The following is a 23,542-nucleotide window of genomic DNA, read 5'->3' as shown; positions in this document are numbered from 1 at the left end:
ACAGCGGTTTCAGCAAAGCAGGCTAATTTGATCATTTTCCCCGAGAGCAATGCGTAACGGCTTCAGTTCAGTTAGCATGTAATAAACAATTGTAGGTATGGAGAAAATAAATGACCGGACAATCTGTTGTTCCTTCGTCTAATGTTAATGCCGCGCTGGATCGGCTTGAACAGCTGTACGATCGGGCCGTCAACGCAATACGTACCGCTATTGAAGCCTATATCGCCCGCGGCACGCTGCCTGATGAAACCGCGCGGGCAAAAGGTTTATTTGTCTATCCGCAATTGCGTGTACGCTGGGACGGCACCGCACCGCAGCACCGCCTGACCCGGGCATTTGGCCGCTTCACCCATTCGGGACAATATGCCATGACCGTCACCCGGCCGGCACTGATGCGCCACTATCTTGCCGAACAGCTGGCATTGCTGGAAAACGATTACCCGATCACTATTGAGGTTGTCCCATCGCAGCAGGAAATCCCCTTCCCCTATGTCATTGATGGTTCCAGTCTTAACCTTGACCGCAGCATGAGCGCCGGGCTGACGCGCCATTTTCCAACCACCGAGCTATCGCTGATCGGCGATGAAAACGCTGATGGCTTGTTACATCAGGGCGCAATACGCCAGCTATCGCATTTTGACGCTCTGCGCACCGATTTTTCTCTTGCGCGCCTGAAACATTACACCGGTACCCCGGCGGAACACTTTCAGTCCTATGTGCTGTTTACCAACTACACCCGTTACGTCGATGAGTTTGTCCGCTGGGCCTGTGAGCAGATAAAAACCGGGGATACAAACTGGCTGTCACTCTCCTGTGCCGGCGACGTGATCATCACACGGGATACACCGGATGCCGAAGCGGCGATCTCCGATCTGACCTGGAAAAAATATCAGATGCCGGCCTGGCACCTGATGGCGAAAGATGGCAAGGGGATCACCCTGGTTAATATCGGTGTGGGTCCCTCAAATGCCAAAACAATTTGCGATCACCTGGCGGTACTTCGTCCCCATGTCTGGCTGATGATTGGTCATTGCGGCGGCCTGCGCGAAAGCCAGTCAATCGGCGACTATGTGCTGGCACATGCCTATCTGCGTGATGACCATGTGCTAAACAGCGTGCTACCGCCGGATATTCCGATTCCGAGCATAGCCGAAGTTCAGCGCGCGCTGTATGACGCCACCAAGCAGGTCAGCGGCATGCCCGGCGAGCTGGTTAAACAACGCCTGCGTACCGGCACGGTAGCCACTACCGACGATCGCAACTGGGAACTGCGCTACGCGGCCTCGGCGTTACGTTTTAACCAGAGCCGGGCCATCGCGGTGGATATGGAAAGTGCCACAATTGCCGCCCAGGGTTACCGTTTTCGCGTGCCTTACGGCACGCTACTGTGCGTATCGGATAAGCCGTTACATGGCGAAATAAAGCTCCCGGGACAGGCCAATCGCTTTTATGAAGGCGCCATTTCTGAACACTTGCAAATTGGTATTCGTGCCATTGAGCTACTGCGAGCCGACAGTGATAGCCTGCATTCGCGCAAGCTGCGGACGTTTGATGAACCCCCGCTGCGCTAACCGGCTACTGGACGCTGAATTACAGCAGCGTTTTGCCCGCCAGCGCCTCCAGCACTTTCAGCGGTGAATACTCCGGGCGCTGCATGCCCTGTACGGGTAGCAGCCAGGTCTGTTCCAGCATAAACTGACCGGCCATGGCCGCATGCGGGGTCTGGTCAGAAAAACAGATCCAGCTGCTGCCTGCCGGAAACTGAAAACTGAGCTGTAATCCCAGTTGCTGATAGCGTTCATCGCGTTTCATTTTATCGTGCATCTGCAGCATCAGCGCATCATAGTGGCTACGCTGACTTTTGGTGATGCCAAGCAGATTCTGCAGCCAGCTGGTGAACTTAGAATAGCCACCCAGCTCGGGATAAAATCGCTGTGCCAGCCGGGGGAAATCTTCTCCTATCCGCCATTCGCGACTGTTACCTTGTGGATTAATATTGGTAAAAATACGCAAAATACGCTCGCCACAGACCGGCCGCGAAGGAAATGCATCCACATGCAGGCGGCTGTCATCTTTACGCCAGGAATTGCTTTTCCGCCAGACGGTAACCGGATGCAGTCGTAAGGTATTTACCGGGGAATGCAGGAAACGCTGATATTCAGGCAACAGGGCGGCAACCAGGGTTTTACAGGCGTGGTAATGACGCGCCAGCAGCGCTTCTATTGCCGGCCGGTCTGCAGCCCACGCCACCCCCGTCAGACGCCCATTTTGTGGGTTGTAACTGATATTTTTTCGTTTTGGCTCAACCCGCTTAACATCCAGCAGGGTAATTTCCTTATCCGATAAACCAAAGGCAAGATGCGGCAAATAAATCACTTTACCACGTTCAAGTTCGGAAACCTTACTCCCTGCGCCGTCGCCAGCCTGCCAGCTGCTGCACGCTGATACGCGCATTACATTCTCCATTGTTAACACACCCGCTCGCATACCATATCCTTATGTGCGCAATAAAATGACCCGGTTTCTCCGGCCATGTGGGATGAAAAAGGTAAAAAAATGCCAGCAGCATCCTGCCATAACAGCGGGGCAACGTTTTACGCATAATGTGCAGCGGAAGGTAACGGCGGTGAGAACAGGACATGCAGGCAATGGAAATCGCACGGTGACAACGTAACGAAAAACGGTTAATCGCCTGTTTAATAATAAAAAAGAGCAAAGGCGCCGCACAACGGCGCCGGAATGACTCAGGCTTTAGGTTCCCCCATTGCCTTTAACTTTTTCGAAATTTCTTTGCGCTCTTTTGACAGATCAGCATTTTTGATAATGTGATCGTCCACGCGGTCTTCATAATCACCGCGCATGGAAGCAATAATCTCCTGAATAGCTTCAATGCTCATACCCGGTTTAATATACTCGCTCAGATTATCAAGAAGCAGTACGCGTTTTTGGTTATCACGAATTTTCTTTTCGTTATCAATGATTTCCCGCTGAAGTTTATTTTTGCGACGGAACAAGCGTACGAACTCCAGAACATCCTGAAATGACTGCTTTGCATTTTCCATGTTGACACCTTCTTACTGTTTAGCCTGTCAGCCCAGGCAGCTTAACTTTCGCCTTCAGCGTAACTGATTCCACTCTGCCAAAGGCAATTCTGACATCGGTACTGGGGATAGCTTTATTTTACCCTGAAACCCCTCGCGCTGAAACGAATGGTTTTACCCGTTACTTATTTTCGCATAGCCAGACGCACCAGTTCATTGATCCGTTCCAGCTGACCGGCCATCTCAATGCTGAGCCAGGCATAACCATAAGCGGCAACCTGTTGATGATTATTAATCTGCTGTTCGCTCAATAGCGCGCGCAGCTCGCGGCTGCTGGCCGCCAGGGCTTCACTGTCGGTTGCGGTCTTATCGCTATCGCCCTCCAGCAGACTTCGTGACAGCGCCCGCAGGCTCTGCTCTACCTGCCGCTGCGTGGCACGTAACGTCGGCGCATGAAGTAACATCAGATGGGTCTCGCGCGACGACCACCAGGCATTCAGCTGAAGTTCCAGCGTACAGACCATATTGCGATTGAGCGTCTGAATACCTTCAAAAACCGATTTTGGGATACGTGACTCTTTACTGGCCGGTTCCAGCATGGCGCGCATTTTAACCACCGACACCATCAGCCGCTGCAGCGGTTTTTTTAAATGCGGACGTTCAACCAGATTGGCAGAGAAACCCGCATGATAAATTTTCGCGATTTCCAGCAATACGTCAGAGAGCCGGATGCGCCATTGCGTGTATGCTCTGGCCGGCCAGATACTGGTGTAGATTAACGCCAGTAGCGAGCCGATAATCACATCACCACCTCGCCATAGCGCCATCTCAATATTGCCCCGGCTGGCGCTGCTCACTACCGCCAGCGTGATACCGATCAGCAGCGCCATATAAGGCTGTTTACCCAGCGTCAGATAACCACAAAGAAACATGACAATAGCACACCACAGCAACATCACCGGCAGGGAGAACAATTCCAGATAAAGCGCAATCAGTCCGGAAATCACGCCAATCACCGTGCCGGTTATTCGTTGCAATGCGCGCGGAAAAACGTTTCCCCAACTGGAAACCGGCCCCATCACCACCACAAAGGTTATCAGCGGCCAGCTGCCTTCCGGAATGTCCAGTAAACGCACCATCAGAAACGTCAGCACGAATGCCAGCGCAATGCGTACACCGTGAATAACGCGATGGTAGCGATAGACCTTGAGTTTAAAGGCTGAAATGGGTTTATCCGGACGCAATCCTCAACTCCGTCTGTCACAACAGCGTCCAGCATACCCTACTATTCAACGACCATAGCAACCTGCAAGCATCAGTTTTATGTAAATTTCCTGATTATCGATACTCAGACATCCAGATAATCTCAGCGGCAGGCGGCCATCACCCCTGGTTTATCTGCCATTGCCTGGGCGCAACTGGCACACCGGCTAAAAGCTTTTACCCCTTCGCGGCTGATGTTACAATTTACGCCGTTCTGCGTACCCTTATATTACGCCTGAAGTTTGCTCTGCAGGTTAGCCGGTCAGCGATGCTGAACGTGATAAGGAACATCACGTGACTGAGCGAACTAACCAGACAACGCCGAAGAGAAATTTTCCTTCCTTTGTGCGGCTTTATTTTTCATCTATTAGCCCTATTTTCGCAGGAATTCCGCATGAATATTTCGCTTATTGTCCCGGTTTTCAACGAGGAGCAGGCGATACCGGTATTTTATAAAGCAGTCAGAGAAGCAGCGAGCCTGCAGCCTTACAATGTCGAAATTGTGTTTATTAACGATGGCAGTAATGATGCCAGCGAAGCCATTATTGATGCGCTGGCCGTATCAGATCCGCAGGTAAAGGCGCTGTCATTTACCCGCAATTTCGGCAAGGAAGCCGCGCTGTTTGCCGGGCTGGATAATGCCAGCGGCGATGCCGTCATTCCTATTGATGTCGACCTGCAGGATCCTATCGATGTTATCCCTCAGCTGATTGCTCAGTGGCAAAACGGCGCTGATATTGTGCTGGCTAAACGCAATGACCGTTCCAGCGACGGCCATTTTAAACGCATCAGCGCCGACTGGTTTTATAAGCTACACAATAAAATCAGCCATCCGCAGATTGAAGAAAACGTGGGTGATTTCCGGCTAATGAACCGGGAAACGGTAGACAATATCCGGCATATGCCTGAACGTAATCTGTTTATGAAAGGGGTATTTTCCTGGGTCGGTGGCAATATTGCGGTGGTGGAATACAGCCGGGCACCGCGCAGTGCCGGCGTATCTAAATTTAACGGCTGGAAACTGTGGAATCTGGCACTGGAAGGTCTGACTTCCTTCTCCACGCTACCTTTACGCATCTGGTCCTATGTCGGCTTTGCCATTGCATTGTTCTCGTTTTTTTACGCCGTCTGGATGGTAATAGACAAGATTATCTGGGGCAATCCGGTAGCCGGTTATCCTTCGCTAATGGTTTCAATACTGTTTCTTGGCGGTGTACAGCTAATTGGTATTGGCGTACTGGGTGAATATATCGGACGGATCTACATCGAAACTAAAAACAGACCGCGCTTTCTGTTGAAATCTAAAGGACGACATGATGTCTGATTTTTTTAGTGCCCGACGTATCACCGGCGCAGTCCTTGCGCTTACGGCGATTGCCGTTTCCGTATTACTCACCTGGCGCTATTTTCCGCTGGAACCGGATGTGGCCAACAGCCCGCTGGTATGGCGCGGTTTTCTTAATGAAGGGTTCAGCGTTTTTCGCGACTGGCGGCCAACCCCCGATAACTGGTACTTCACGGTTTATCCGGTTAATTTTCTGTTTTTTTTACTCACGGGTCAGGATGGCCGTCTGCCGTTAATCATCTCAACGGCGCTGTTTATCTCGCTGTCGGCCATTATCGCCTGCGCGATGTTAAACCAGTCGGGGAAAAAACCGGTTTCATTTCTGGCATTGCTGGCGCTCACCTGCCTGCCTGCATTTGTTCTGCGCGAAGGGTTTGCCAGCCATCCGTTCTCCCATTACTCAACCAGTTTCTTCGGGGTTGTCGCACTGGCACTGGTATTTTATAACCTGCATCGTCAAGCACTGTGGATCGCCCTGCTCTACAGCCTGTTGTCGTTTTTTGCTTCAGTGGCTGATCCCTGGTTCCTTGCCACTTATTACTTGCCGTTGCTGCTGTCGTTAATCTATCTGAGCGGGAAAAAGCAGGTAGCAAAACACCATCTGCTGCTGTATTTAATCACCTTTGTACTCTCTTTTACCCATGCCCCCCAACGCTGGTTCGGATTACCTAACCAGGCGTTTACTATTCAACCACTGTCGCAGTGGTGGATGAACGCGCAATGGGTATGGCAGGTGCTGGGCAAAAGCCTCAACCTGTTTTTTATCGACAATGCGCTGACCCAGGGGCTTTCGCTGCTAGTATGGCTATGCGTGCTGATTTACGCCTTTACTGTCGCGATTAAAGCCAGCTGGCAGGCAAGATTGATTGCTTTGTGCAGCTTATTTTCTATTGCTGCTATTATCGCTTCATTTATTATCAGCTATGACATGCCGGAGAGTAATTCAGCGCGTTTTTTTGGCAATGTCATTTTTTTCAGTATCTTACTGACCAGCCTGGCCGCGATGATTCAGCGCAACCGGTTACTGATTGTCTGTCTGCTGTTATTTCCGGCATCCTCCCTTTATTCGTACTCTCAGAGCCAGCAACCGCTGGTGAACCAGCAGCCGCTGGCCGACGAATATATTGCGTTTCTGCAACGTCATCAGCTGTACTATGGCTACAGCGATTTCTGGCTGCAGGCGAATATCGTCAACTGGTTTTCACAGGGGAAAATTCACATTACGGCGGTATGGTTTGATCCTGAAAATTATCACATTCGCTTTGACGTGGTCCGGGGGCAAACCATGGCCTCGTGGCTAACACCTGAATTTATTAATGCGGCCCCAGCGCGTCAGTTTGTTGCCATTCCGGCTGTGGCGGACAGTCACCCTCACTCACAGGCTAATCAGCAACTTGCGGCGATAAAAACACAATTAGGTCAGCCAGATGAAATTCTGATTTTTCATCAGCGCACGCTGTTTGTTTACAATAAAAACATTGCGCTGCTTGCGCACTAACCCACGCTGTTGTCAGCGCCATTGACGAGGCGCTGACAATCCCCCACTGAAGCTGTCTTGCTGCCCCTGACGGCCGTTAACCGGCCTGTTGATAACGAGGAATATGGTTTACCATGTCAAGCAGCAGCTCGCGCCATCATACGACCTGCTAAACCAGGCGGATAATGAAAAATTCAGTGAATTAACAAACAACTCATGGATATTACTGTGCAAACCAATCGCCAACAGCCCAGCTTCCTCTTCCACGATTATGAGACCTTTGGCACCAGTCCGGCGCTGGACCGGCCCGCACAGTTCGCAGGCATACGCACAGACAGTGATTTCAATATTATCGGCGAGCCGGAAATTTTTTACTGCAAGCCGGCAGATGACTATCTTCCACAGCCCGAAGCGGTCATGATAACCGGTATTACCCCGCAGATAGCCTGCGCCCGCGGCGTTACTGAAGCGGAATTTACCCGCCGTATTCACCAGCTTTTTAGCCAGCCTGCCACCTGTGTAGTCGGTTACAATAATATCCGCTTCGATGATGAAGTCACCCGTCACCTCTGCTACCGCAATTTTTACGATCCTTATAGCTGGAGCTGGCAAAATGGTAACAGCCGCTGGGATCTGCTCGACGTAATGCGTGCCTGCTACGCATTACGTCCTGACGGCATTCACTGGCCGCTTAACGACGAAGGATTACCCAGCTTTCGACTGGAGCATCTGACTCAGGCAAACGGCATTGCCCATGAACAGGCGCATGATGCCATGTCCGATGTCTATGCCACCCTTGCCATGGCGAAGCTGGTAAAAGCAAAACAACCACGTTTATTTGATTATCTTTTTACGCATCGAAATAAACAAAAACTGGCGGCGTTGATTGATATTGCCGGCATGAAACCGCTGGTGCATGTTTCCGGTATGTTTGGTGCCCACCGCGGTAACACCAGTCTGGTTGTGCCTCTGGCCTGGCATCCGGACAATCGCAATGCCGTCATTAGCTGCGATCTGGCTGCTGACATATCGCCGCTGCTAAATCTCAGCGCCGATCGGCTGCGCGAGCGGCTCTACACCCGACGCGCCGATCTGGCGGCCGATCAACTGCCCGTGCCGCTTAAGCTGATACACATTAACAAATGCCCGGTACTGGCGCCGGCCAGTACCCTGCGTCCGCAGGATGCCGCACGACTCGGTATTAATATTACCCACTGCCTGAATAATCAGGCATTGCTGCTTGAACAACCGCAAGTCAGGGAAAAAGTGGTGGCGCTGTACGCGGAGGCGCCCGCATTTGCGCCCTCCGATAACGTTGACAACCAGCTTTATGACGGTTTTTTCAGCGATGCCGACCGCCAGGCAATCACCATTATTCAACAGACCGCGCCGGAAAATCTGCCGGCGCTGGTACTGAACGTCACCGATGCGCGGATTGAAAAGTTGCTGTTTCGCTACCGGGCGCGTAATTTTCCTGGCACGCTGGACGATAGCGAACAACAGCGCTGGTTACAGCATCGCCGTGAGGCACTCAGTCCTGAACGGGTTGAACAATTTTTACTTGAGCTGGAAACGCTGGCCACACGCTATGAAGACGACAGTGGCAAAATGGCTCAGCTGAAAGCCCTGTTTGACTATGCCCGCCAGCTGGTTTCCTGATAGCCGCCTAGCCTGAGCACCAGACGCTGAAAAAAAGGGCCACACCCTGGTGTGGCCCTTCTGATGAATGCGCCGGCGGATTTTGCCATTGCAGACGGTTTGTTTCTGACGCTAACTACAGGCCTTCTTCGCTGTACTGTGGAACCGGCTGACGGAAACTGCGGGTCACGACTGCCAGATAAATAATACCGGCCGCCGCCCACACCAGTCCGAGGATCATCGAGCTCTCTTCAAGATTAATCCACAACGCCCCCACGGTAAGTGCCCCCAGAATCGGCAACAGCAGATAATTGAAGTTATCCTTCAGCATACGGTTACGTTTTTCACGCACCCAGAACTGCGAAATCACGGACAAATTAACGAAAGTGAAGGCAACCAGCGCACCAAAATTTATCAGTGCTGTTGCGGTGACCAGGTCAAAGGTGATGGCCGACAAAGCCACCACCCCCACCAGCAGTACGTTCCAGGTGGGGGTATGCCAGCGCGGATGAATAAAGCCAAAGAAGCGCTCAGGAAAAACGCCATCACGCCCCATCACATACATCAGACGGGAAACACCAGCATGCGCGGCCATTCCTGATGCCAGTACCGTTACGCATGAGAAGATAAGTATGCACCACTGGAAGGTTTTCCCCGCCACATAGAGCATAATTTCCGGCTGCGATGCGTCCGGATGCTGGAAGCGAGAGATATCCGGAAAATAAAGCTGTAAAAAGTAAGAGACAAAAATAAAGATAATGCCGCCAACCAGCGCCGTAAGGAAAATCGCGCGCGGAATAACGCGTTCGGCGTTTTTGGTCTCCTCCGACAGCGAGCTGATGCCGTCAAAGCCAAGAAATGAAAAACACAGGATAGTCGCCCCGGTAATCATCGGTACCACGTGCGAATTTTCTGACCAGAACGGTTTACTGCTAACCAGCGTACCGCTGCCTTCACCCTGTGCCACGCCATAAATAACCAACACCACAATTACCGCCATAATGGCAATCTGTAAAATAACAATCAGGCTATTAAAATTAGCCACGGTTTTAATACCGCGCAGATTAAATAGCGTCATAAAGCTGACCAGCAGGACCACAAACATCCACGATGGCACGCCTGGCACTAACGCTTCAAAATAGATTTTCGCCAGCAGGATATTGATCATCGGCATGATTAAATAATCCAGCAGCGACGACCAGCCCACCATAAAACCGACATGTGGACTGATTGCCTTTTGCGCGTAGGTGTAGGCCGAACCGGCAGACGGAAAGCGGCGAACCAGCTTACCGTAACTCAGCGCGGTAAAGAGGATAGCCACCAGCGCAAACGCATACGCCGTCGCAACGTGACCGTTGGTCAGGCCAGAGACAATACCAAAGGTATCGAACAGCGTCATCGGCTGCATATATGCCAGCCCGATCATCACTACCGGAAACAACGTCAGCGTTTTTTTCAGCTGCGCGCGCGGCGCGTTATTGACGTCATGCATCATGGTTCAGTCCCTCCATTGCCACAACCGCTGCAGGCTGTCGCGCTGAGGAACATCGTCGTGAGCAAAGCGAAGAAGTGAAGGTAATAACACCATCATACAGGTGAAGGGAGGTGCGAAGGATGTGTTGCTTCGCCGTGCCATAGCCCTGACGCAAACGCGCGGCGGCGAATACGGCTACCCGTTGGATATACTGCCCCATCTTTCTTTTCCTCAACATCACACGCTTAACGTGTTTCTATCACTATCTATCCGGCACGCAGACCGGCCTCGTGATTATGGATTGTATGAATGGCAAAAAAATAACCGGCGTGATAAGCGTCGGTTATAGTGTCATTTTGCCGGGGAGGTATTTTGCACCATTTTCAGGCTGGATGCCAATATGCTGAGACCTTCATTGATAATTTGTTCACTGGCGGTCAGCGGGATCAGAAAGCGGATAACATTGGCACGCACCCCGCAAGCCAGCAGGATTAACCCCTGACGCCCGGCTTCTTTTACCAGCCGCTGGGTCAGCGCGGCGTCCGGCCTGGCACGGTCACCCCCCTCCACCAGCTCAATAGCCAGCATAGCCCCTGGGCCGCGAATATCACCAATACAGTCAAACTCTTCGGCCAGCGCACTTAATCGCGCCCGCAGCCATTCCCCCTGCTGACAGGCACGCTGATTTAACTGTTCTTCGTCAATCAAATCGATTACCGCCAGCGCGGCAGCAATACTGACCGGAGAGCCGGCATAGGTTCCACCCAGCCCCCCCGGTTGCGCTTTGTTCATCAGGGCACGACGGCCGGTTAGCGCCGAAAGCGGAAATCCCCCTGCGAGGCTCTTTGCCATGGTGATAATGTCCGGTTCCACACCGCTGTGCTCAATGGCGAAGGTTTTGCCGGTACGACAAAAGCCGCTCTGGATTTCATCGGCAATCAGCACGATACCATGACGGTCGCAGACCGCGCGCAGTGCATGCAGGAAGCTGGCCGGCGCCGGATAAAATCCCCCTTCTCCCTGTACCGGCTCAATAATAATTGCGGCGACTTCCTCTGCCGCCACGTCAGCAGCAAATAGCGCATCCAGTGCGTCCAGCGCCTGCTGCTCGCTAATCCCCAGATACTCAGCCGGGTAAGGCAAATGGTATATTTCTGCCGGAAAAGGGCCATAACCCTTTTTATAGGGGGCAACTTTGCCGGTTAACGCCATGCCCAGCAGCGTACGTCCGTGAAAGCCACCGCGAAATGCCACGACCGCCCGGCGACCGGTGGCAATACGCGCGACTTTTACCGCATTTTCCACCGCTTCAGCGCCGGTAGACATGAGCAGCGTCTGGGTAGCATCACGAATGGGAACCAGTGCATTCAGCTTTTCAGCCAGTTCGATGTACCCCGGATAGGGTGTTACCTGAAAGCAAGGATGTGTGAATTGTTCAAGCTGCGCCCGCACTGCGGCCAGTACTTTAGGATGGTTGTGTCCGGTGTTAACCACCGCAATGCCGGAAGCAAAATCGATATAGCGCCGGCCCTCCACATCCCATAACTCGGCGTTAAGGGCTTTGGCGATGTAAACCGGCAATGCGTTACCCACACCCGCTGTGACAGCAGCTTCCCGGCGCTGCTGCCAGGATTGGTTAGTTTGGCTCATAATGCGTCTCCGGGAATGATAAAAAGGCCGCCCGAGCGGCCGCTATTCAGGCGTTTTTCAGCATCCAGTCAATTTCGGTTGCGGTGATCAAACGTTCGAAATGCATCAGTTCGTGGTTTTTGCAGACGTGCCAGACAAAACAGAAACGTTCACCCAGCAGCTTTTGTAGCGGCGTGCTCTGTTCAAACTCCCACAGCGCATCACTCTGGCGCACCGGTAACGCCAGTCCCTCTGCCTCATGGCCGTTGCCGGTTACGCCGGCAGGCAGTGGCAAGGTATTCGCCAGACCATGCAGAATACCGGCCAGCAAGGCAGACATCACCAGATAAGGGTTGGCATCTGCACCCGCTACCCGATACTCAACACGGTGATTAGCCCGGTCTCCACATGGAATACGTAATGCAACGGTTCGGTTGTTATGTCCCCAGGAAGCCTGTAGTGGCACAAAAGAGTCGGGCACAAAGCGGCGGAATGCATTGACATTAGGCGCCAGCAGCGCCATGGAGGCCGGCATCAAATCAAGCATACCGGCCAGCGCACGGGCCAGTAACGGCGAGTCATTACCGTCATCATCGGCAAACAGGTTAGTTTCGCTGGCGTCCAGCATACTGAGATGAATATGCATTCCACTGCCAGCATATTCCTCATAGGGTTTGGCCATGAAGGTGGCATTCATGCCGTGTTTCTCTGCCACCTGACGAATCAGGCGTTTCAGTTGAATAGCATGATCGCAGGCAACCAGTACGTCGCGGGTATGATGCAAGTTAATCTCAAACTGGCCGGGTGACGCTTCTGCCAGCGCGCCGTCCGCCGGGATGTCCTGCTGTTTTGCCAGGTTATCAATATCCTGTAAAACCGCGGCAAAATGATCAAGATTATCGACCGAATAGACCTGGCACTGCATATTGCGCTCTTCACTGCCTGGGGCACAAGGCGGCTGAATGTAACCTTCTGCATCCCGCTGTTTATCGACCAGATAGAACTCCAGCTCTACCGCTACCACCGGAAAAAGTCCCTGCTCGCACAGCTGTTGCCAGAGGTGATTCAGTACATTCCGGGGTTCAACGTCAAAGGGAGTGCCATCTTGATTGCGCATAGTGAGCAGCAGTTGCGCCAGGTGTTGCGGGTCAGTGGCAGAGGGGACAAGAGAGCCTTCAACAGGGAGACAGATATTGTCAGGTTCACCCAGCACCTGACCCAAACCCGCTTCTTCCACCGTATTACCGAGAATATCCATGGCAAATACCGAGGCGGGAAAATAGCAGCCTTTCTCCAGCTTACTCAGGCTACTGACAGGAATGCGCTTACCGCGAAAAACACCGTTTAAATCATTGAGCAGAATATCAACATATTGCGTTTGCGGGTGGCGTTCCAGATAAGTGTTCACTTCATGCTGGAACGCGCTGGTTCGTTTCTCTTCACCCTGTCTGGCGAAGTCTTCAACTTCGATAATGTTGGTCATAGACACCTGCCGCTAACCTGTTGGAGAGGAGTGTGGCAATGCTCAAAATAACTGCCACCATTTAACATTAGCCTCAACATAAAAAGGCTGCAAATGTAACATTCACCTTTGAATAGCGGCCAATTGATTGCTAGATTGAAAATAAATTGCACAATCTGGCCGTTAACGGCGCTGTAGTGTTTAAAATATTTTCCAGGTGCACAGGGGGCACAATGGCCATTATTTTTGACAAACCCTTGATCGGCGTGGTGATGTGCCAGAATCAGCTGGCTGGTCATCCGGTGCAAAGCGTTCATAACAAATATCTGGATGCTATTTTTTCCGCTGGCGGCATTCCTCTTGCCTTGCCGCATGGTCTGGCAACCAGCCCGGAACTATTAGAAAACAGTATGACCGTTCTTAGCGGTATCCTGCTCACCGGCAGTCCCAGTAACATTGAACCCCATCATTATGGTGAAAACGGCAGTGAAGCGGACAGTGATGCCGGACGTGACCGGCTGGCATTTGCGCTGATCGAGGGTGTTATCCGCCAGCAGATGCCGCTGATGGCAATTTGTCGCGGCTTACAGGAACTGGTCGTTGCAACTGGCGGTACGCTGCATCGTGCCCTGTCTGACATCGACGGTTTGCGTGAACATCGGGAAGACAGCGCTTTGGCACTGGAACAGCAGTATGCGCCGGCCCATGAAGTCTGGGTGGAGCCACATGGGTTACTGCATCAGCTGCTGCCCGGCTGCGAGAAATTCTGGGTCAACTCCCTGCATTCGCAGGGTATCCGCACGCCAGGACCGGCGCTGCGTACGGAAGCGCGCGCCGCCGATGGTCTGATTGAAGCTGTGAGCTTGCCCCACCATCCCTTTGCGCTGGCAGTACAATGGCATCCGGAATGGCAGAGCGAAAGCTCTGCACTTTCACGCGCGCTGTTTAGCGGCTTTATCCAGGCCTGCCAGCGCTTCCAGAAGGAACGAAAAATATGAACGATCGTCCGCTCGCTCCCGGACGGCGTCTGGCGGAAATTCGTCAGCAACGGGGATTATCACAGCGTCGGGTAGCAGAGCTTTCCGGCCTGACACACAGCGCCATCAGTACTATCGAACAGGATAAAGTCAGTCCGGCGCTCAGTACGCTGCAAAAATTGCTCAAAGTATACGACCTGTCACTGTCGGCGTTTTTTGCCGAACCCGCCGACAGTTCCCCTCCCAGGGTTGTGATTAATGCAAATGAGCTGATTGATATTGGCAGTCAGGGGGTATCACTGCGCTTAATTCATAATGGTAATCCTGAACGTACGCTGGCCATGATGCTGGAAACCTATGAGCCTGGCGCCACCACCGGCGAAAAAATCCGTCACCCAGGTGAAGAAACCGGCACCCTGCTGGAAGGCGAAATTGTCCTTACCATTGGCGGACAAACCTACCATCTCAATGCGGGTCAGAGTTACGTCATTAATACCGGTCTGGCCCACAGTTTTACCAATACCTCAACCCAAATCTGTCGCATTGTCAGTGCCCATACGCCAACCACCTTTTAACTGACCGCGCGTCCCCCGGGAGTCTGCTTATGGATCATGTAAAGAGTTATTACGCTGCCACCGCCCACCAGCACGCCGACTGGCCGGTATTGCAGGATACCGTCGACTGTGACGTCTGTGTGATTGGTGCCGGCTTTACCGGCCTGTCTTCGGCGCTGTTTCTTAGCGAAGCCGGCTTCGACGTGGTGGTACTGGAAGCGGTCAGGGTCGGTTTCGGTGCCAGCGGGCGCAACGGCGGCCAGCTGGTTAATTCCTTCAGCCGCGATATTGATATTATTGAACAGCGCTACGGGCAGGAAAGCGCCCGCCTTATCGGTAACATGATGTTTGAAGGTGGCGATATTATCCGCCAGCGCATTGAGCACTATGGCATTGACTGTGATTACCGGCCGGGTGGGATTTTTGCCGCCCTCAACGCCCGTCAGATGTCCCATCTGCGCGCGCAACAAAAGCGCTGGCAACATTTTGGTCATCATCAGCTGGCGCTGCTTGATGAGGAGGGAATACGCCGCGAGGTCGCCAGCGAACGCTATGTTGGCGGATTGCTGGACAAGCGTGGTGGCCACCTTCATCCGCTCAATCTGGCGCTGGGTGAAGCGGAAGCAATCCGTCATCACGGCGGCCGCATCTATGAACATTCCGCCGTCACCCGGGTGGACTATGGCTCGCAAAAGCAGGTCTATACCGCGCAGGGCTGTGTGCGGGCAAAATATATTATCTGGGCGGCTAACGCCTATCTGCCCGAAACGCTGGAACCGCGTCTGACCCGGCGCAGCATGCCATGCGGCTCGCAAATTGTGGTGAGCGAAAAATTATCAGCGGACCTTGCCCTGTCGCTGCTGCCCAACAATCGCTGCGTGGAAGACTGCAATTATCTGCTGGATTATTTTCGTCTGACCGCCGATAACCGCTTACTGTTTGGCGGCGGCGTAATTTATGGTGCCAGAGAACCCGACGACGTAGTGGCTTTAATTCGCCCTAAGCTGCTTAAAACCTTTCCGCAATTACAGGGCATCAACATTGACTATGCCTGGAGCGGCAATTTTTTGCTGACCTTATCCCGCATGCCGCAGCTTGGTCAGTTTGAACCAGGCGTCTATTTTATTCAGGGCGACAGCGGTCATGGCGTTACCTTTACCCATCTGGCGGGCAAACTGGTGAGCGAGGCAATCGCGGGCAACCGTCAGCGCTTTGATGCCTTTGCCAGACTGCCACATCTGCCGTTTCCCGGCGGGCATCGCCTGCGTATTCCCTTTACCGCCATCGGAGCGACCTGGTACAGCCTGCGTGACCGGCTGGGCATCTAAAACGCGCCAAAACCGCGGCGGTACATAATAATAACCGCCAAACGCCCGCTTTGCGGTGGGCGGCCATAAGCGCCTGCCGACCGCAGACCACCAGGCGGAGATAGCGCTGCTTAACCTGATACAGGTATGATAGCGGCCACCGTATCCGATAACCGGACAGCCAGACAATGGACCGCAGCAGATTCATCAAACTATTTAACTATAAACACTGGGCCGATAGCGCCACCCTGCACGCCATAAGCGCTATTCATGATGACGCGTATCAGCAAAAACGCCATCTGATGCTAAGACTAATGAACCATATTTATGTGGTGGATATGATTTTTCGCGCCAACCTCAGCGGCACCCCGCATGGTTACAGTGCGCTAAACACGCCGGAAACGCCCTCGGTGGAGACCCTGGAAAAGCAGATGCACGCTTGCTTTCAGTGGTATATCGGGTATCTCAGCACGATGGAAGAAAATGACTTTACCCAGCAGATACGCTTTAAATTTGTCGATGGTGTTAGCGGTGAAATGACGGCTTGTGACATGCTCGAACACGTACTTTTGCATGGAACTTACCACCGTGGTGCCATTGGCTGGCTGATTTCCGAATGTAACGCAACGCCGCCGAAAGACGTGCTGACGGTTTTTCTGCGCGATCACCACCACTGACTCCAGGCCATACTGCAGCCGTTTAGCCAGCACACCGCACGTACGGTAAATCCTGGGGAGGATGCCCCCGCTGTCCGTGCGATAACCTGATGGATATCATGAAAAAATTACTTACTGAAACCTTTAAATTTGCCATCACTGGCGTGATTGGTTTTATGGTTGATACGCTGGTGCTTTATCTGCTGAAAGGTTTAACTGGCTTATATGGTGCCCGGCTAATTTCTTTTAGCTGCGCGGTGATCACCACCTGGCTGATTAACCGCTCGCTGACCTTTGCAGCCACCCCGTCTCAGCATGGCAAACACAAAGAATTTGCCACTTATTTCCTGATCATGTGCGTAGGCGGCGCGGTTAATCTTGCCTGCTACTCCGGTCTGATCGCCGTCTCACCGCTGACCCGGCACTATCCGGTGCTGGCAATAGCCGCAGGTAGCCTGATAGGCATGTTCTTTAATTTCAGCCTGTCAAAGGCCCTGCTCTATCACGGGAAAGCAGGAAAATCGGGCTGATAGACAGCGAAGCCCCTCAGCTTAACGGCATATTATTGGGGTTGGGATACTGATAGCGGAAACCCAGCTGGCGGCATATTTTACTGCCATCAATCACTTTCCCCTGCTGGCCACCGGACGCCTGATTAAATTCCGGCGGCGTCAGTCCCAGCTGGCGGGTTACCTCCGGGTAAAAGTTACCGCGTGCCGGATGTTCTGGTGCACAAATATTCCAGACGCCGCCGTTACCGCGCTCAAGCAGCAGCGTCAGAGCGGCAATCACATCATCCAGATGAACCAGGTTTACCCCATGATGCCCGTTTTCCAGCCCACGTTTACCCGCCAGAAAACGCCCGGGATGACGCTGCGGGCCAACCAGACCAGCCAGACGCAGAATATCCACCCGGGTACCCGGCAGATCATGCAGCCAGTTTTCCAGTTCCGCCAGCGTCCTGCCCGCCAGAGTGGTGGGACGCAGCACTGAGCGTTCGTTGACATGCCCGCTGATATCACCGTACACCGAGATGGAACTGGTAAACAGAATATGTGGTACCCCACAGGCCAGCGCGCTGTCTATCAGCTGCTGAATCGCCAGCAGATAATTGTCGCCGGTAACCGACTGGCTGGCTGGCACCGCTACCACCAGTGCGTCAACCCGCAGCAACGCCTCAAGGTCATCCGCTTCGCACTCCAGACGAGGTGTCAACAGCAGTCGATAGCTATCAATACCGCACATGCGGGCGGCGGCGACGCCGTCCGGCGTTCTTTTGCTGCCGCAAACCTGCCAGCCACGAGCATGTAATGCCAGAGCCAGCGGCATGCCCAGCCATCCCAGCCCCACAATCGCCACTCTTTTCATCCCTACCTCCGAAACGGGTTAAGTATTCAGGCTACGCCAGCCGCAGAGCGCTGGCAATCTCCGGCTGGTGAGAGAATCTTTCAACATTGACAAAAAACAGTTGCGTCGCAGCGCTATTATGGTTAGCTTACTTATCAGTTTATGAATAGTGATTCATTCAAAGAGAAATTATGACACGCGTTCAGTTTAACCATCATCATCACCATCACCCTGACTAGTCTTTCAGGCGATGTGTGCTGGAAGACGTTCAGGATCTTCCAGTGGTGCAGAACGTGATGAAAGCCCCCGGAAGATCGCCTTCCGGGGGCTTTTTTTATGGCCCGATGAACCGGTATCAATACGCAACATTATGGTTTCATCACCAGTTTTAACATTGATAAAAGGAACGGGCTCTATGTTAGATAATTCGCGCTTACGCATCGCTATGCAAAAGTCAGGACGTTTGAGCGACGATTCACGGGAGTTGCTGGCCCGCTGCGGAATCAAAATTAATTTACAACAACAGCGCCTGATCGCCTTTGCTGAAAATATGCCGATTGACATCCTGAGGGTGCGTGATGACGATATCCCCGGTCTGGTTATGGATGGCGTGGTGGACCTGGGGATTATTGGCGAAAATGTGCTGGAAGAAGCGTTACTGACGCGCCATGCTCAGGGAGAAGATCCCCGCTATCTGACGCTACGCCGTCTCGATTTTGGCGGGTGCCGCCTGTCGCTGGCAATGCCAGTTGATGCCCCCTACAGCGGGCCAGCGTGCCTGAACAATACCCGTATCGCCACCTCTTACCCACACCTGTTAAAAAAATACTTCGACAAACAAGGTATCAGCTTTAAATCCTGCCTGCTAAACGGATCGGTAGAAGTGGCGCCGCGCGCCGGCCTTGCCGATGCCATCTGTGACCTGGTGTCCACCGGCGCCACCCTGGAAGCTAACGGATTACGCGAAGTTGAGGTGATCTACCGTTCTAAAGCCTGTCTTATCCAGCGTGATGGTGAGATGCCGGCCAGCAAACAGCAGCTGATTGACAAATTAATGACCCGTATTCAGGGAGTTATTCAGGCACGCGAATCAAAATACATTATGCTGCATGCACCGGGCGATCGGCTGGAAGACATTATTGCCCTGCTGCCTGGCGCCGAACGGCCAACGGTACTGCCACTGGCCGGAGACCGCAGCCGGGTCGCGATGCACATGGTCAGTAGTGAAACCCTGTTCTGGGAAACCATGGAAAAGCTCAAATCGCTGGGCGCCAGCTCAATACTGGTGTTACCCATAGAAAAAATGATGGAGTAAGCAAGATGGCTGAGTTTACTACCCCGATCGACTGGCAGCAGTGCAGCCCGGCGCAGCAGGCCAAATTACTGATGCGCCCGGCTTTTTCCGCCTCGGCGTCTATCGCCCAGCGCGTCGCTGACATTATAGAAAACGTGCGCAGCCAGGGTGATAGCGCACTGCGTGATTACAGTCAGCAGTTTGATAACATCAGCCTGCAGGATTTGCGCGTCAGCAAGGCGCAAATAGCGGCGGCGGGCGCCCGATTAAGCGATGAATTCAAACAGGCCATGGCCGTGGCGGTTAGCAATATTGAAACCTTTCACCGCGCCCAGCAGCTGGCGGCAGTCGATATTGAAACCATGCCTGGGGTACGCTGTCAGCAGCTAACGCGCCCGCTGGACTCGGTCGGGCTGTATATTCCCGGCGGCTCTGCGCCGTTGTTTTCCACGGTGCTGATGCTGGCCACACCCGCGCGTATTGCCGGCTGCCGCCGGGTGGTACTCTGTTCCCCACCACCGGTTGCCGATGAAATTCTTTATGCCGCCTCACTCTGTGGCATAGAGGAGATCTTTCAGGTGGGAGGGGCCCAGGCCATTGCCGCGCTGGCAACCGGCACAGCAAGCATTCCAAAGGTGGATAAAATTTTTGGTCCGGGTAATGCCTGGGTTACCGAAGCCAAACGTCAGGTCAGCCAGCGGCTTGACGGTGCGGCCATTGATATGCCGGCCGGACCTTCAGAAGTACTGGTCATTGCCGATGAGGGTGCAACCCCGGCTTTCGTGGCGTCAGACCTGCTCTCTCAGGCTGAACATGGTCCGGACTCACAGGTTATTCTGCTGACGCCCTCTGTCACGCTGGCGCAACAGGTTGCCGACGCCGTGACCGCCCAGCTTTCTCAGCTGCCGCGGGCTGAGACCGCCGCTAAAGCCCTGAGCAGCAGCCGCCTGATTGTGGCGCGGGATCTGGCTCAGTGTGTTGAAATCAGTAATCGTTACGGGCCGGAGCATCTGATTATCCAGACCCGTCAGCCACGTTCACTGGTTGCCGGGATTACCAGCGCCGGCTCGGTATTTCTTGGCGACTGGTCACCGGAATCCGCAGGTGATTACGCTTCCGGCACCAATCACGTGCTGCCAACCTATGGCTATACGGCAACCTGTTCCAGCCTTGGTCTGGCGGACTTCCAGAAACGGATGACGGTGCAGGAACTGACGCCGCAGGGTTTTCTGTCACTGGCCCCGACTATTGAAACCCTCGCCGCCGCCGAGCAGTTAATTGCGCATAAAAATGCCGTAACGTTGCGCGTCGCCGCACTGAAGGAGCAGGCATGAGTCAGAGTATTGAACAACTGGCACGCGCTAATGTGCGTGCGCTGACGCCCTACCAGTCCGCCAGGCGGCTGGGTGGTAACGGTGACGTCTGGCTTAACGCCAATGAATACCCGCTGCCGGTTCCTTTTGAACTGACCCAGCAAACGCTTAACCGTTATCCGGAATGCCAGCCAAAACAAGTCATTGAACGCTACGCTAACTATGCCGGTTTAAGCAGCGATCGGGTGCTCACCTGCCGTGGTGCCGATGAAGGTATCGAACTCCTGATGCGGACGTTTTGTGAACCGGGACAGGACGCGGTGCTGTTTTGCCCTCCAACCTATGGAATGTACAGTGTCAGCGCAGAAACGCTCGGCGTGGAATATCGTACCGTTCAGGCGCTGGACAACTGGCAGCTCAACCTGGCTGATATTGAGGCCCGCTTCAGCGGCGTCAAACTGGTTTATCTGTGCAGCCCGAATAATCCGACCGGCAATCTGATTAATCCCGATGATATTCGCCAGCTGCTGGAAATGGCCCGCGGTAGGGCGCTGGTGGTTGCCGACGAAGCCTACATTGAGTTTTGTCCACAAGCCTCAGTGGCCGGCTGGCTCGATCGCTACCCTCACCTAGTGGTATTGCGTACATTGTCCAAAGCCTTTGCGCTGGCCGGCCTGCGCTGTGGGTTTGTGCTGGCAAACGCGCCGGTGATTGAACTGTTGCTGAAAGTCATCGCCCCCTATCCCCTGGCGACACCGGTTGCCGATGTCGCGGCCCAGGCATTGAGCGAAACCGGGCTGGCGCTGATGCGCGAACATGTAGCGATCATCAAAGAAAATCGCGCGCGCCTGATGACAGCACTGCGGCAAAGTCACTGGGTTGAACACGTCTATGACAGTGAAACCAACTATATACTGGCGCGTTTCCGTCACTCAGCATATGTATTTAAATCGTTATGGGATCAAGGCATTATTCTGCGAGATCAGAATAAACAACCGGGTCTGGCTGGCTGTCTGCGTGTCAGTATCGGCACAAGTAACGAATGTGATCGCGTCATCAGTGCCCTCAACGCACTGGCGGTCAGTGATGATCTCAGGGAGCAAGCATGAGCGAGAAAGTACTATTTATCGATCGTGACGGGACCTTAATCAGCGAACCGCCGCACGATTTTCAGGTAGACCGAATGGATAAGCTGGCCCTGGAGGCTGATGTCATTCCGGCGCTGCTGGCCCTACAGAAAGCAGGGTTTTCGCTGGTAATGATAACCAATCAGGATGGCCTGGGCAGCGCCAGCTTCCCGCAGGCTGATTTCGACGGTCCGCATCAGCTGATGATGCAGATATTTACCTCCCAGGGCATTCATTTCAAACAGGTTCTGATTTGCCCGCATAAGCCGGAAGATGCCTGCGACTGTCGCAAACCCAAAACCAGCCTGGTCGCCGCCTGGCTAGGCGAAGGCGTGCTGGACAGTGACAATAGTTATGTTATTGGCGATCGCGCGACCGACATGCAGCTAGCCGCTAATATGGGTATTAAAGGTATACATTACGGCCACAACGGCGTCGGCTGGCAATCTATTGAACAACAGCTGACCCGCCGCGACCGTCACGCGCTGGTGCAGCGTAATACCAAAGAAACCCAGATCCGGGTGGAAGTGTGGCTCGATCGGGAAGGTGATAGCAAAATTAATACCGGCATCGGCTTTTTTGACCATATGCTGGATCAAATCGCCACCCATGGTGGTTTTCGCATGTATATCGAAGCGAAAGGCGATTTACACATTGATGACCATCACACGGTTGAAGATACCGGTCTGGCACTGGGTGAAGCCCTGCTTAAAGCGCTTGGCAATAAACGTGGCATCCGCCGTTTTGGCTTCGTGCTACCGATGGATGAGTGCCTGGCACGCTGTGCGCTGGATATCTCCGGCCGGCCGCATCTGGAATATAAAGCGGAATATAACTATCAGCGAGTGGGCGATCTCAGCACCGAAATGGTGGAGCATTTTTTCCGCTCACTGTCTTACACCATGATGTGCACTCTGCATCTGAAAACCAAAGGGCGTAACGATCATCACCGGGTTGAAAGCCTGTTTAAAGCCTTCGGGCGCACTTTACGCCAGGCTATCCGCGTAAGCGGTGACAGACTGCCAAGCTCAAAAGGAGTGCTGTAATGCAGGTCGTGATCCTTGATACCGGCTGTGCCAATCTCTCCTCGGTCAGATGGGCCATTCAGCGTCTGGGTTATCAGCCCGTGGTCAGCCGCGAGGCCGATGTCGTGCTGGCGGCCGATAAACTGTTGTTGCCCGGCGTCGGTACTGCGCAGGCCGCAATGGCACAGCTGCAGCAACGTGAATTAACCGGACTGATTAAAGCCTGTACCCAGCCGGTGCTTGGCATCTGCCTGGGCATGCAGCTGCTGGCTGTCAGCAGTGAAGAAAATGGTGGCATTGATACCCTTGGACTGATTAATCAGCCGGTGGTCAGAATGCAGGCCGAAACCCTGCCGCTGCCGCATATGGGCTGGAATCAAATTACCCCGCAGGCCGGTCATCGCCTGTTTCAGGGGATTGGTGATGACAGCTATTTCTATTTTGTTCACAGCTACGCAATGCCGGTGAATAGCTGCACCATCGCCCAGTGTGATTATGCCGGCCCGTTCAGCGCTGCGGTGCAAAAAGACAACTTTTTTGGGGTGCAATTCCATCCTGAGCGTTCCGGCGCGGCGGGTGCCCGACTGCTGAAAAATTTCCTGGAGATGTAGCG

At 53.4% G+C, this 23,542-nt stretch carries 23 protein-coding genes and 1 other annotated feature; of the genes, 15 read left to right on the top strand and 8 right to left on the bottom strand.

Going from position 1 to position 23,542, the window contains the following annotated elements; translation table 11 throughout:
• The first annotated feature begins 110 nt into the window (after window positions 1–110).
• On the top strand, window positions 111–1,571 hold the full coding sequence (locus BL249_RS14485) for an AMP nucleosidase (RefSeq protein ID WP_099705533.1): 1,461 nt from the start codon (window positions 111–113) through the stop codon (window positions 1,569–1,571).
• A 19-nt stretch (window positions 1,572–1,590) separates the two neighbouring features.
• On the opposite strand, the gene BL249_RS14480 is transcribed toward BL249_RS14485, so the two are convergent.
• The 3 genes from BL249_RS14480 to BL249_RS14470 all read right to left on the bottom strand — a co-directional run bounded on the left by BL249_RS14480 (window position 1,591) and on the right by BL249_RS14470 (window position 4,285).
• Window positions 1,591–2,454 (bottom strand): Kdo hydroxylase family protein, encoded by an 864-nt coding sequence (locus BL249_RS14480; protein WP_241898896.1) that lies wholly within the window; start codon window positions 2,452–2,454, stop codon window positions 1,591–1,593.
• Between the two features lie 290 nt (window positions 2,455–2,744).
• Window positions 2,745–3,062, bottom strand: coding sequence for a DUF496 family protein (locus BL249_RS14475; RefSeq protein WP_099705531.1), 318 nt, complete (start codon window positions 3,060–3,062; stop codon window positions 2,745–2,747).
• A 164-nt stretch (window positions 3,063–3,226) separates the two neighbouring features.
• Entirely contained in the window at window positions 3,227–4,285 is a 1,059-nt protein-coding gene (locus tag BL249_RS14470) for an FUSC family protein (protein ID WP_099705530.1), read from the bottom strand.
• Between the two features lie 413 nt (window positions 4,286–4,698).
• Here BL249_RS14470 and BL249_RS14465 point away from each other — a divergent pair, with 413 nt between their 5' ends.
• From BL249_RS14465 to sbcB, 3 genes are all read left to right on the top strand, one after another.
• A complete protein-coding gene (locus tag BL249_RS14465) occupies window positions 4,699–5,628 on the top strand; it encodes a glycosyltransferase family 2 protein (RefSeq protein ID WP_099705529.1) in 930 nt (309 codons plus the stop codon).
• Complete coding sequence (locus BL249_RS14460) at window positions 5,618–7,147, top strand: hypothetical protein (protein WP_143354782.1); 1,530 nt, start codon at window positions 5,618–5,620, stop codon at window positions 7,145–7,147. The genes BL249_RS14465 and BL249_RS14460 overlap by 11 nt, the downstream gene beginning before the upstream one ends.
• A 207-nt stretch (window positions 7,148–7,354) precedes the next feature.
• On the top strand, window positions 7,355–8,785 hold the full coding sequence (gene sbcB / locus BL249_RS14455; RefSeq protein ID WP_241898895.1) for an exodeoxyribonuclease I: 1,431 nt from the start codon (window positions 7,355–7,357) through the stop codon (window positions 8,783–8,785).
• Window positions 8,786–8,900: 115 nt separating this feature from the next.
• Here the strand turns inward: sbcB and BL249_RS14450 are convergent, their stop codons facing one another.
• The 4 genes from BL249_RS14450 to BL249_RS14440 all read right to left on the bottom strand — a co-directional run bounded on the left by BL249_RS14450 (window position 8,901) and on the right by BL249_RS14440 (window position 13,350).
• Complete coding sequence (locus tag BL249_RS14450; RefSeq protein ID WP_099705526.1) at window positions 8,901–10,259, bottom strand: APC family permease; 1,359 nt, start codon at window positions 10,257–10,259, stop codon at window positions 8,901–8,903.
• Entirely contained in the window at window positions 10,249–10,458 is a 210-nt protein-coding gene (locus tag BL249_RS18805; protein WP_143354781.1) for a hypothetical protein, read from the bottom strand. The genes BL249_RS14450 and BL249_RS18805 overlap by 11 nt, the downstream gene beginning before the upstream one ends.
• A 131-nt stretch (window positions 10,459–10,589) precedes the next feature.
• Window positions 10,590–11,888: a 4-aminobutyrate--2-oxoglutarate transaminase gene (gabT, locus tag BL249_RS14445; RefSeq protein WP_099705525.1), complete on the bottom strand. Its 1,299-nt coding sequence runs from the start codon at window positions 11,886–11,888 to the stop codon at window positions 10,590–10,592.
• Between the two features lie 46 nt (window positions 11,889–11,934).
• On the bottom strand, window positions 11,935–13,350 hold the full coding sequence (locus BL249_RS14440) for a glutamine synthetase family protein (RefSeq protein ID WP_099705524.1): 1,416 nt from the start codon (window positions 13,348–13,350) through the stop codon (window positions 11,935–11,937).
• Between the two features lie 212 nt (window positions 13,351–13,562).
• Between BL249_RS14440 and puuD the strand changes: the two genes are divergently transcribed.
• From puuD to BL249_RS14415, 5 genes are all read left to right on the top strand, one after another.
• Window positions 13,563–14,327: a gamma-glutamyl-gamma-aminobutyrate hydrolase gene (gene puuD, locus BL249_RS14435; protein ID WP_099705523.1), complete on the top strand. Its 765-nt coding sequence runs from the start codon at window positions 13,563–13,565 to the stop codon at window positions 14,325–14,327.
• Window positions 14,324–14,881 (top strand): HTH-type transcriptional regulator PuuR, encoded by a 558-nt coding sequence (gene puuR / locus BL249_RS14430; protein ID WP_099705522.1) that lies wholly within the window; start codon window positions 14,324–14,326, stop codon window positions 14,879–14,881. The genes puuD and puuR overlap by 4 nt, the downstream gene beginning before the upstream one ends.
• A gap of 29 nt (window positions 14,882–14,910) precedes the next feature.
• On the top strand, window positions 14,911–16,188 hold the full coding sequence (locus tag BL249_RS14425; RefSeq protein ID WP_099705521.1) for an NAD(P)/FAD-dependent oxidoreductase: 1,278 nt from the start codon (window positions 14,911–14,913) through the stop codon (window positions 16,186–16,188).
• A 167-nt stretch (window positions 16,189–16,355) separates the two neighbouring features.
• Window positions 16,356–16,844 carry a DinB family protein gene (locus tag BL249_RS14420; protein ID WP_099705520.1) on the top strand — a complete coding sequence of 163 codons (489 nt, stop codon included), beginning with the start codon at window positions 16,356–16,358 and terminating at the stop codon, window positions 16,842–16,844.
• A 98-nt stretch (window positions 16,845–16,942) separates the two neighbouring features.
• Entirely contained in the window at window positions 16,943–17,353 is a 411-nt protein-coding gene (locus tag BL249_RS14415) for a GtrA family protein (protein WP_099705552.1), read from the top strand.
• A gap of 16 nt (window positions 17,354–17,369) precedes the next feature.
• On the opposite strand, the gene BL249_RS14410 is transcribed toward BL249_RS14415, so the two are convergent.
• Complete coding sequence (locus tag BL249_RS14410; protein ID WP_099705519.1) at window positions 17,370–18,191, bottom strand: SDR family oxidoreductase; 822 nt, start codon at window positions 18,189–18,191, stop codon at window positions 17,370–17,372.
• Between the two features lie 170 nt (window positions 18,192–18,361).
• On the opposite strand from BL249_RS14410, the gene hisL reads away from it, so the two are divergent.
• From hisL to hisH, 6 genes are all read left to right on the top strand, one after another.
• Window positions 18,362–18,409 (top strand): his operon leader peptide, encoded by a 48-nt coding sequence (gene hisL / locus BL249_RS18800; protein ID WP_100396937.1) that lies wholly within the window; start codon window positions 18,362–18,364, stop codon window positions 18,407–18,409.
• Window positions 18,385–18,506, top strand: a sequence feature (His leader region). It overlaps the preceding gene by 25 nt.
• 79 nt (window positions 18,507–18,585) lie before the next feature.
• Window positions 18,586–19,485 carry an ATP phosphoribosyltransferase gene (gene hisG, locus BL249_RS14405; RefSeq protein WP_099705518.1) on the top strand — a complete coding sequence of 300 codons (900 nt, stop codon included), beginning with the start codon at window positions 18,586–18,588 and terminating at the stop codon, window positions 19,483–19,485.
• A gap of 5 nt (window positions 19,486–19,490) precedes the next feature.
• The gene (hisD, locus tag BL249_RS14400; protein ID WP_099705517.1) at window positions 19,491–20,798 is read left to right on the top strand and encodes a histidinol dehydrogenase; all 1,308 of its coding nucleotides are present in this window, start codon (window positions 19,491–19,493) and stop codon (window positions 20,796–20,798) included.
• On the top strand, window positions 20,795–21,886 hold the full coding sequence (hisC, locus tag BL249_RS14395) for a histidinol-phosphate transaminase (RefSeq protein WP_099705516.1): 1,092 nt from the start codon (window positions 20,795–20,797) through the stop codon (window positions 21,884–21,886). The genes hisD and hisC overlap by 4 nt, the downstream gene beginning before the upstream one ends.
• Window positions 21,883–22,950 carry a bifunctional histidinol-phosphatase/imidazoleglycerol-phosphate dehydratase HisB gene (hisB, locus tag BL249_RS14390; RefSeq protein WP_099705515.1) on the top strand — a complete coding sequence of 356 codons (1,068 nt, stop codon included), beginning with the start codon at window positions 21,883–21,885 and terminating at the stop codon, window positions 22,948–22,950. Before hisC ends, hisB begins: the two co-directional genes overlap by 4 nt.
• On the top strand, window positions 22,950–23,540 hold the full coding sequence (gene hisH, locus BL249_RS14385; RefSeq protein ID WP_099705514.1) for an imidazole glycerol phosphate synthase subunit HisH: 591 nt from the start codon (window positions 22,950–22,952) through the stop codon (window positions 23,538–23,540). The genes hisB and hisH overlap by 1 nt, the downstream gene beginning before the upstream one ends.
• Window positions 23,541–23,542 lie beyond the last annotated feature (2 nt).

Source organism: Erwinia sp. OLFS4, from assembly GCF_002752165.1.
In the GTDB taxonomy this organism is placed as follows: domain Bacteria; phylum Pseudomonadota; class Gammaproteobacteria; order Enterobacterales; family Enterobacteriaceae; genus Izhakiella.
This window is presented reverse-complemented; position numbering and strand designations above follow the sequence as displayed.

What these genes read in the sequence shown, in the direction of transcription:
- BL249_RS14485 (WP_099705533.1), top strand. Translation starts at nt 111, where the DNA reads ATGACCGGACAATCTGTTGTTCCTTCGTCTAATGTTAATGCCGCGCTG.
- BL249_RS14480 (WP_241898896.1), bottom strand. Translation starts at nt 2,454, where the DNA reads ATGCGCGTATCAGCGTGCAGCAGCTGGCAGGCTGGCGACGGCGCAGGG.
- BL249_RS14475 (WP_099705531.1), bottom strand. Translation starts at nt 3,062, where the DNA reads ATGGAAAATGCAAAGCAGTCATTTCAGGATGTTCTGGAGTTCGTACGC.
- BL249_RS14465 (WP_099705529.1), top strand. Translation starts at nt 4,699, where the DNA reads ATGAATATTTCGCTTATTGTCCCGGTTTTCAACGAGGAGCAGGCGATA.
- BL249_RS14460 (WP_143354782.1), top strand. Translation starts at nt 5,618, where the DNA reads ATGATGTCTGATTTTTTTAGTGCCCGACGTATCACCGGCGCAGTCCTT.
- BL249_RS14450 (WP_099705526.1), bottom strand. Translation starts at nt 10,259, where the DNA reads ATGATGCATGACGTCAATAACGCGCCGCGCGCGCAGCTGAAAAAAACG.
- BL249_RS18805 (WP_143354781.1), bottom strand. Translation starts at nt 10,458, where the DNA reads ATGGGGCAGTATATCCAACGGGTAGCCGTATTCGCCGCCGCGCGTTTG.
- gabT (WP_099705525.1), bottom strand. Translation starts at nt 11,888, where the DNA reads ATGAGCCAAACTAACCAATCCTGGCAGCAGCGCCGGGAAGCTGCTGTC.
- BL249_RS14440 (WP_099705524.1), bottom strand. Translation starts at nt 13,350, where the DNA reads ATGACCAACATTATCGAAGTTGAAGACTTCGCCAGACAGGGTGAAGAG.
- puuD (WP_099705523.1), top strand. Translation starts at nt 13,563, where the DNA reads ATGGCCATTATTTTTGACAAACCCTTGATCGGCGTGGTGATGTGCCAG.
- puuR (WP_099705522.1), top strand. Translation starts at nt 14,324, where the DNA reads ATGAACGATCGTCCGCTCGCTCCCGGACGGCGTCTGGCGGAAATTCGT.
- BL249_RS14425 (WP_099705521.1), top strand. Translation starts at nt 14,911, where the DNA reads ATGGATCATGTAAAGAGTTATTACGCTGCCACCGCCCACCAGCACGCC.
- BL249_RS14420 (WP_099705520.1), top strand. Translation starts at nt 16,356, where the DNA reads ATGGACCGCAGCAGATTCATCAAACTATTTAACTATAAACACTGGGCC.
- BL249_RS14415 (WP_099705552.1), top strand. Translation starts at nt 16,943, where the DNA reads ATGAAAAAATTACTTACTGAAACCTTTAAATTTGCCATCACTGGCGTG.
- BL249_RS14410 (WP_099705519.1), bottom strand. Translation starts at nt 18,191, where the DNA reads ATGAAAAGAGTGGCGATTGTGGGGCTGGGATGGCTGGGCATGCCGCTG.
- hisG (WP_099705518.1), top strand. Translation starts at nt 18,586, where the DNA reads ATGTTAGATAATTCGCGCTTACGCATCGCTATGCAAAAGTCAGGACGT.
- hisD (WP_099705517.1), top strand. Translation starts at nt 19,491, where the DNA reads ATGGCTGAGTTTACTACCCCGATCGACTGGCAGCAGTGCAGCCCGGCG.
- hisC (WP_099705516.1), top strand. Translation starts at nt 20,795, where the DNA reads ATGAGTCAGAGTATTGAACAACTGGCACGCGCTAATGTGCGTGCGCTG.
- hisB (WP_099705515.1), top strand. Translation starts at nt 21,883, where the DNA reads ATGAGCGAGAAAGTACTATTTATCGATCGTGACGGGACCTTAATCAGC.
- hisH (WP_099705514.1), top strand. Translation starts at nt 22,950, where the DNA reads ATGCAGGTCGTGATCCTTGATACCGGCTGTGCCAATCTCTCCTCGGTC.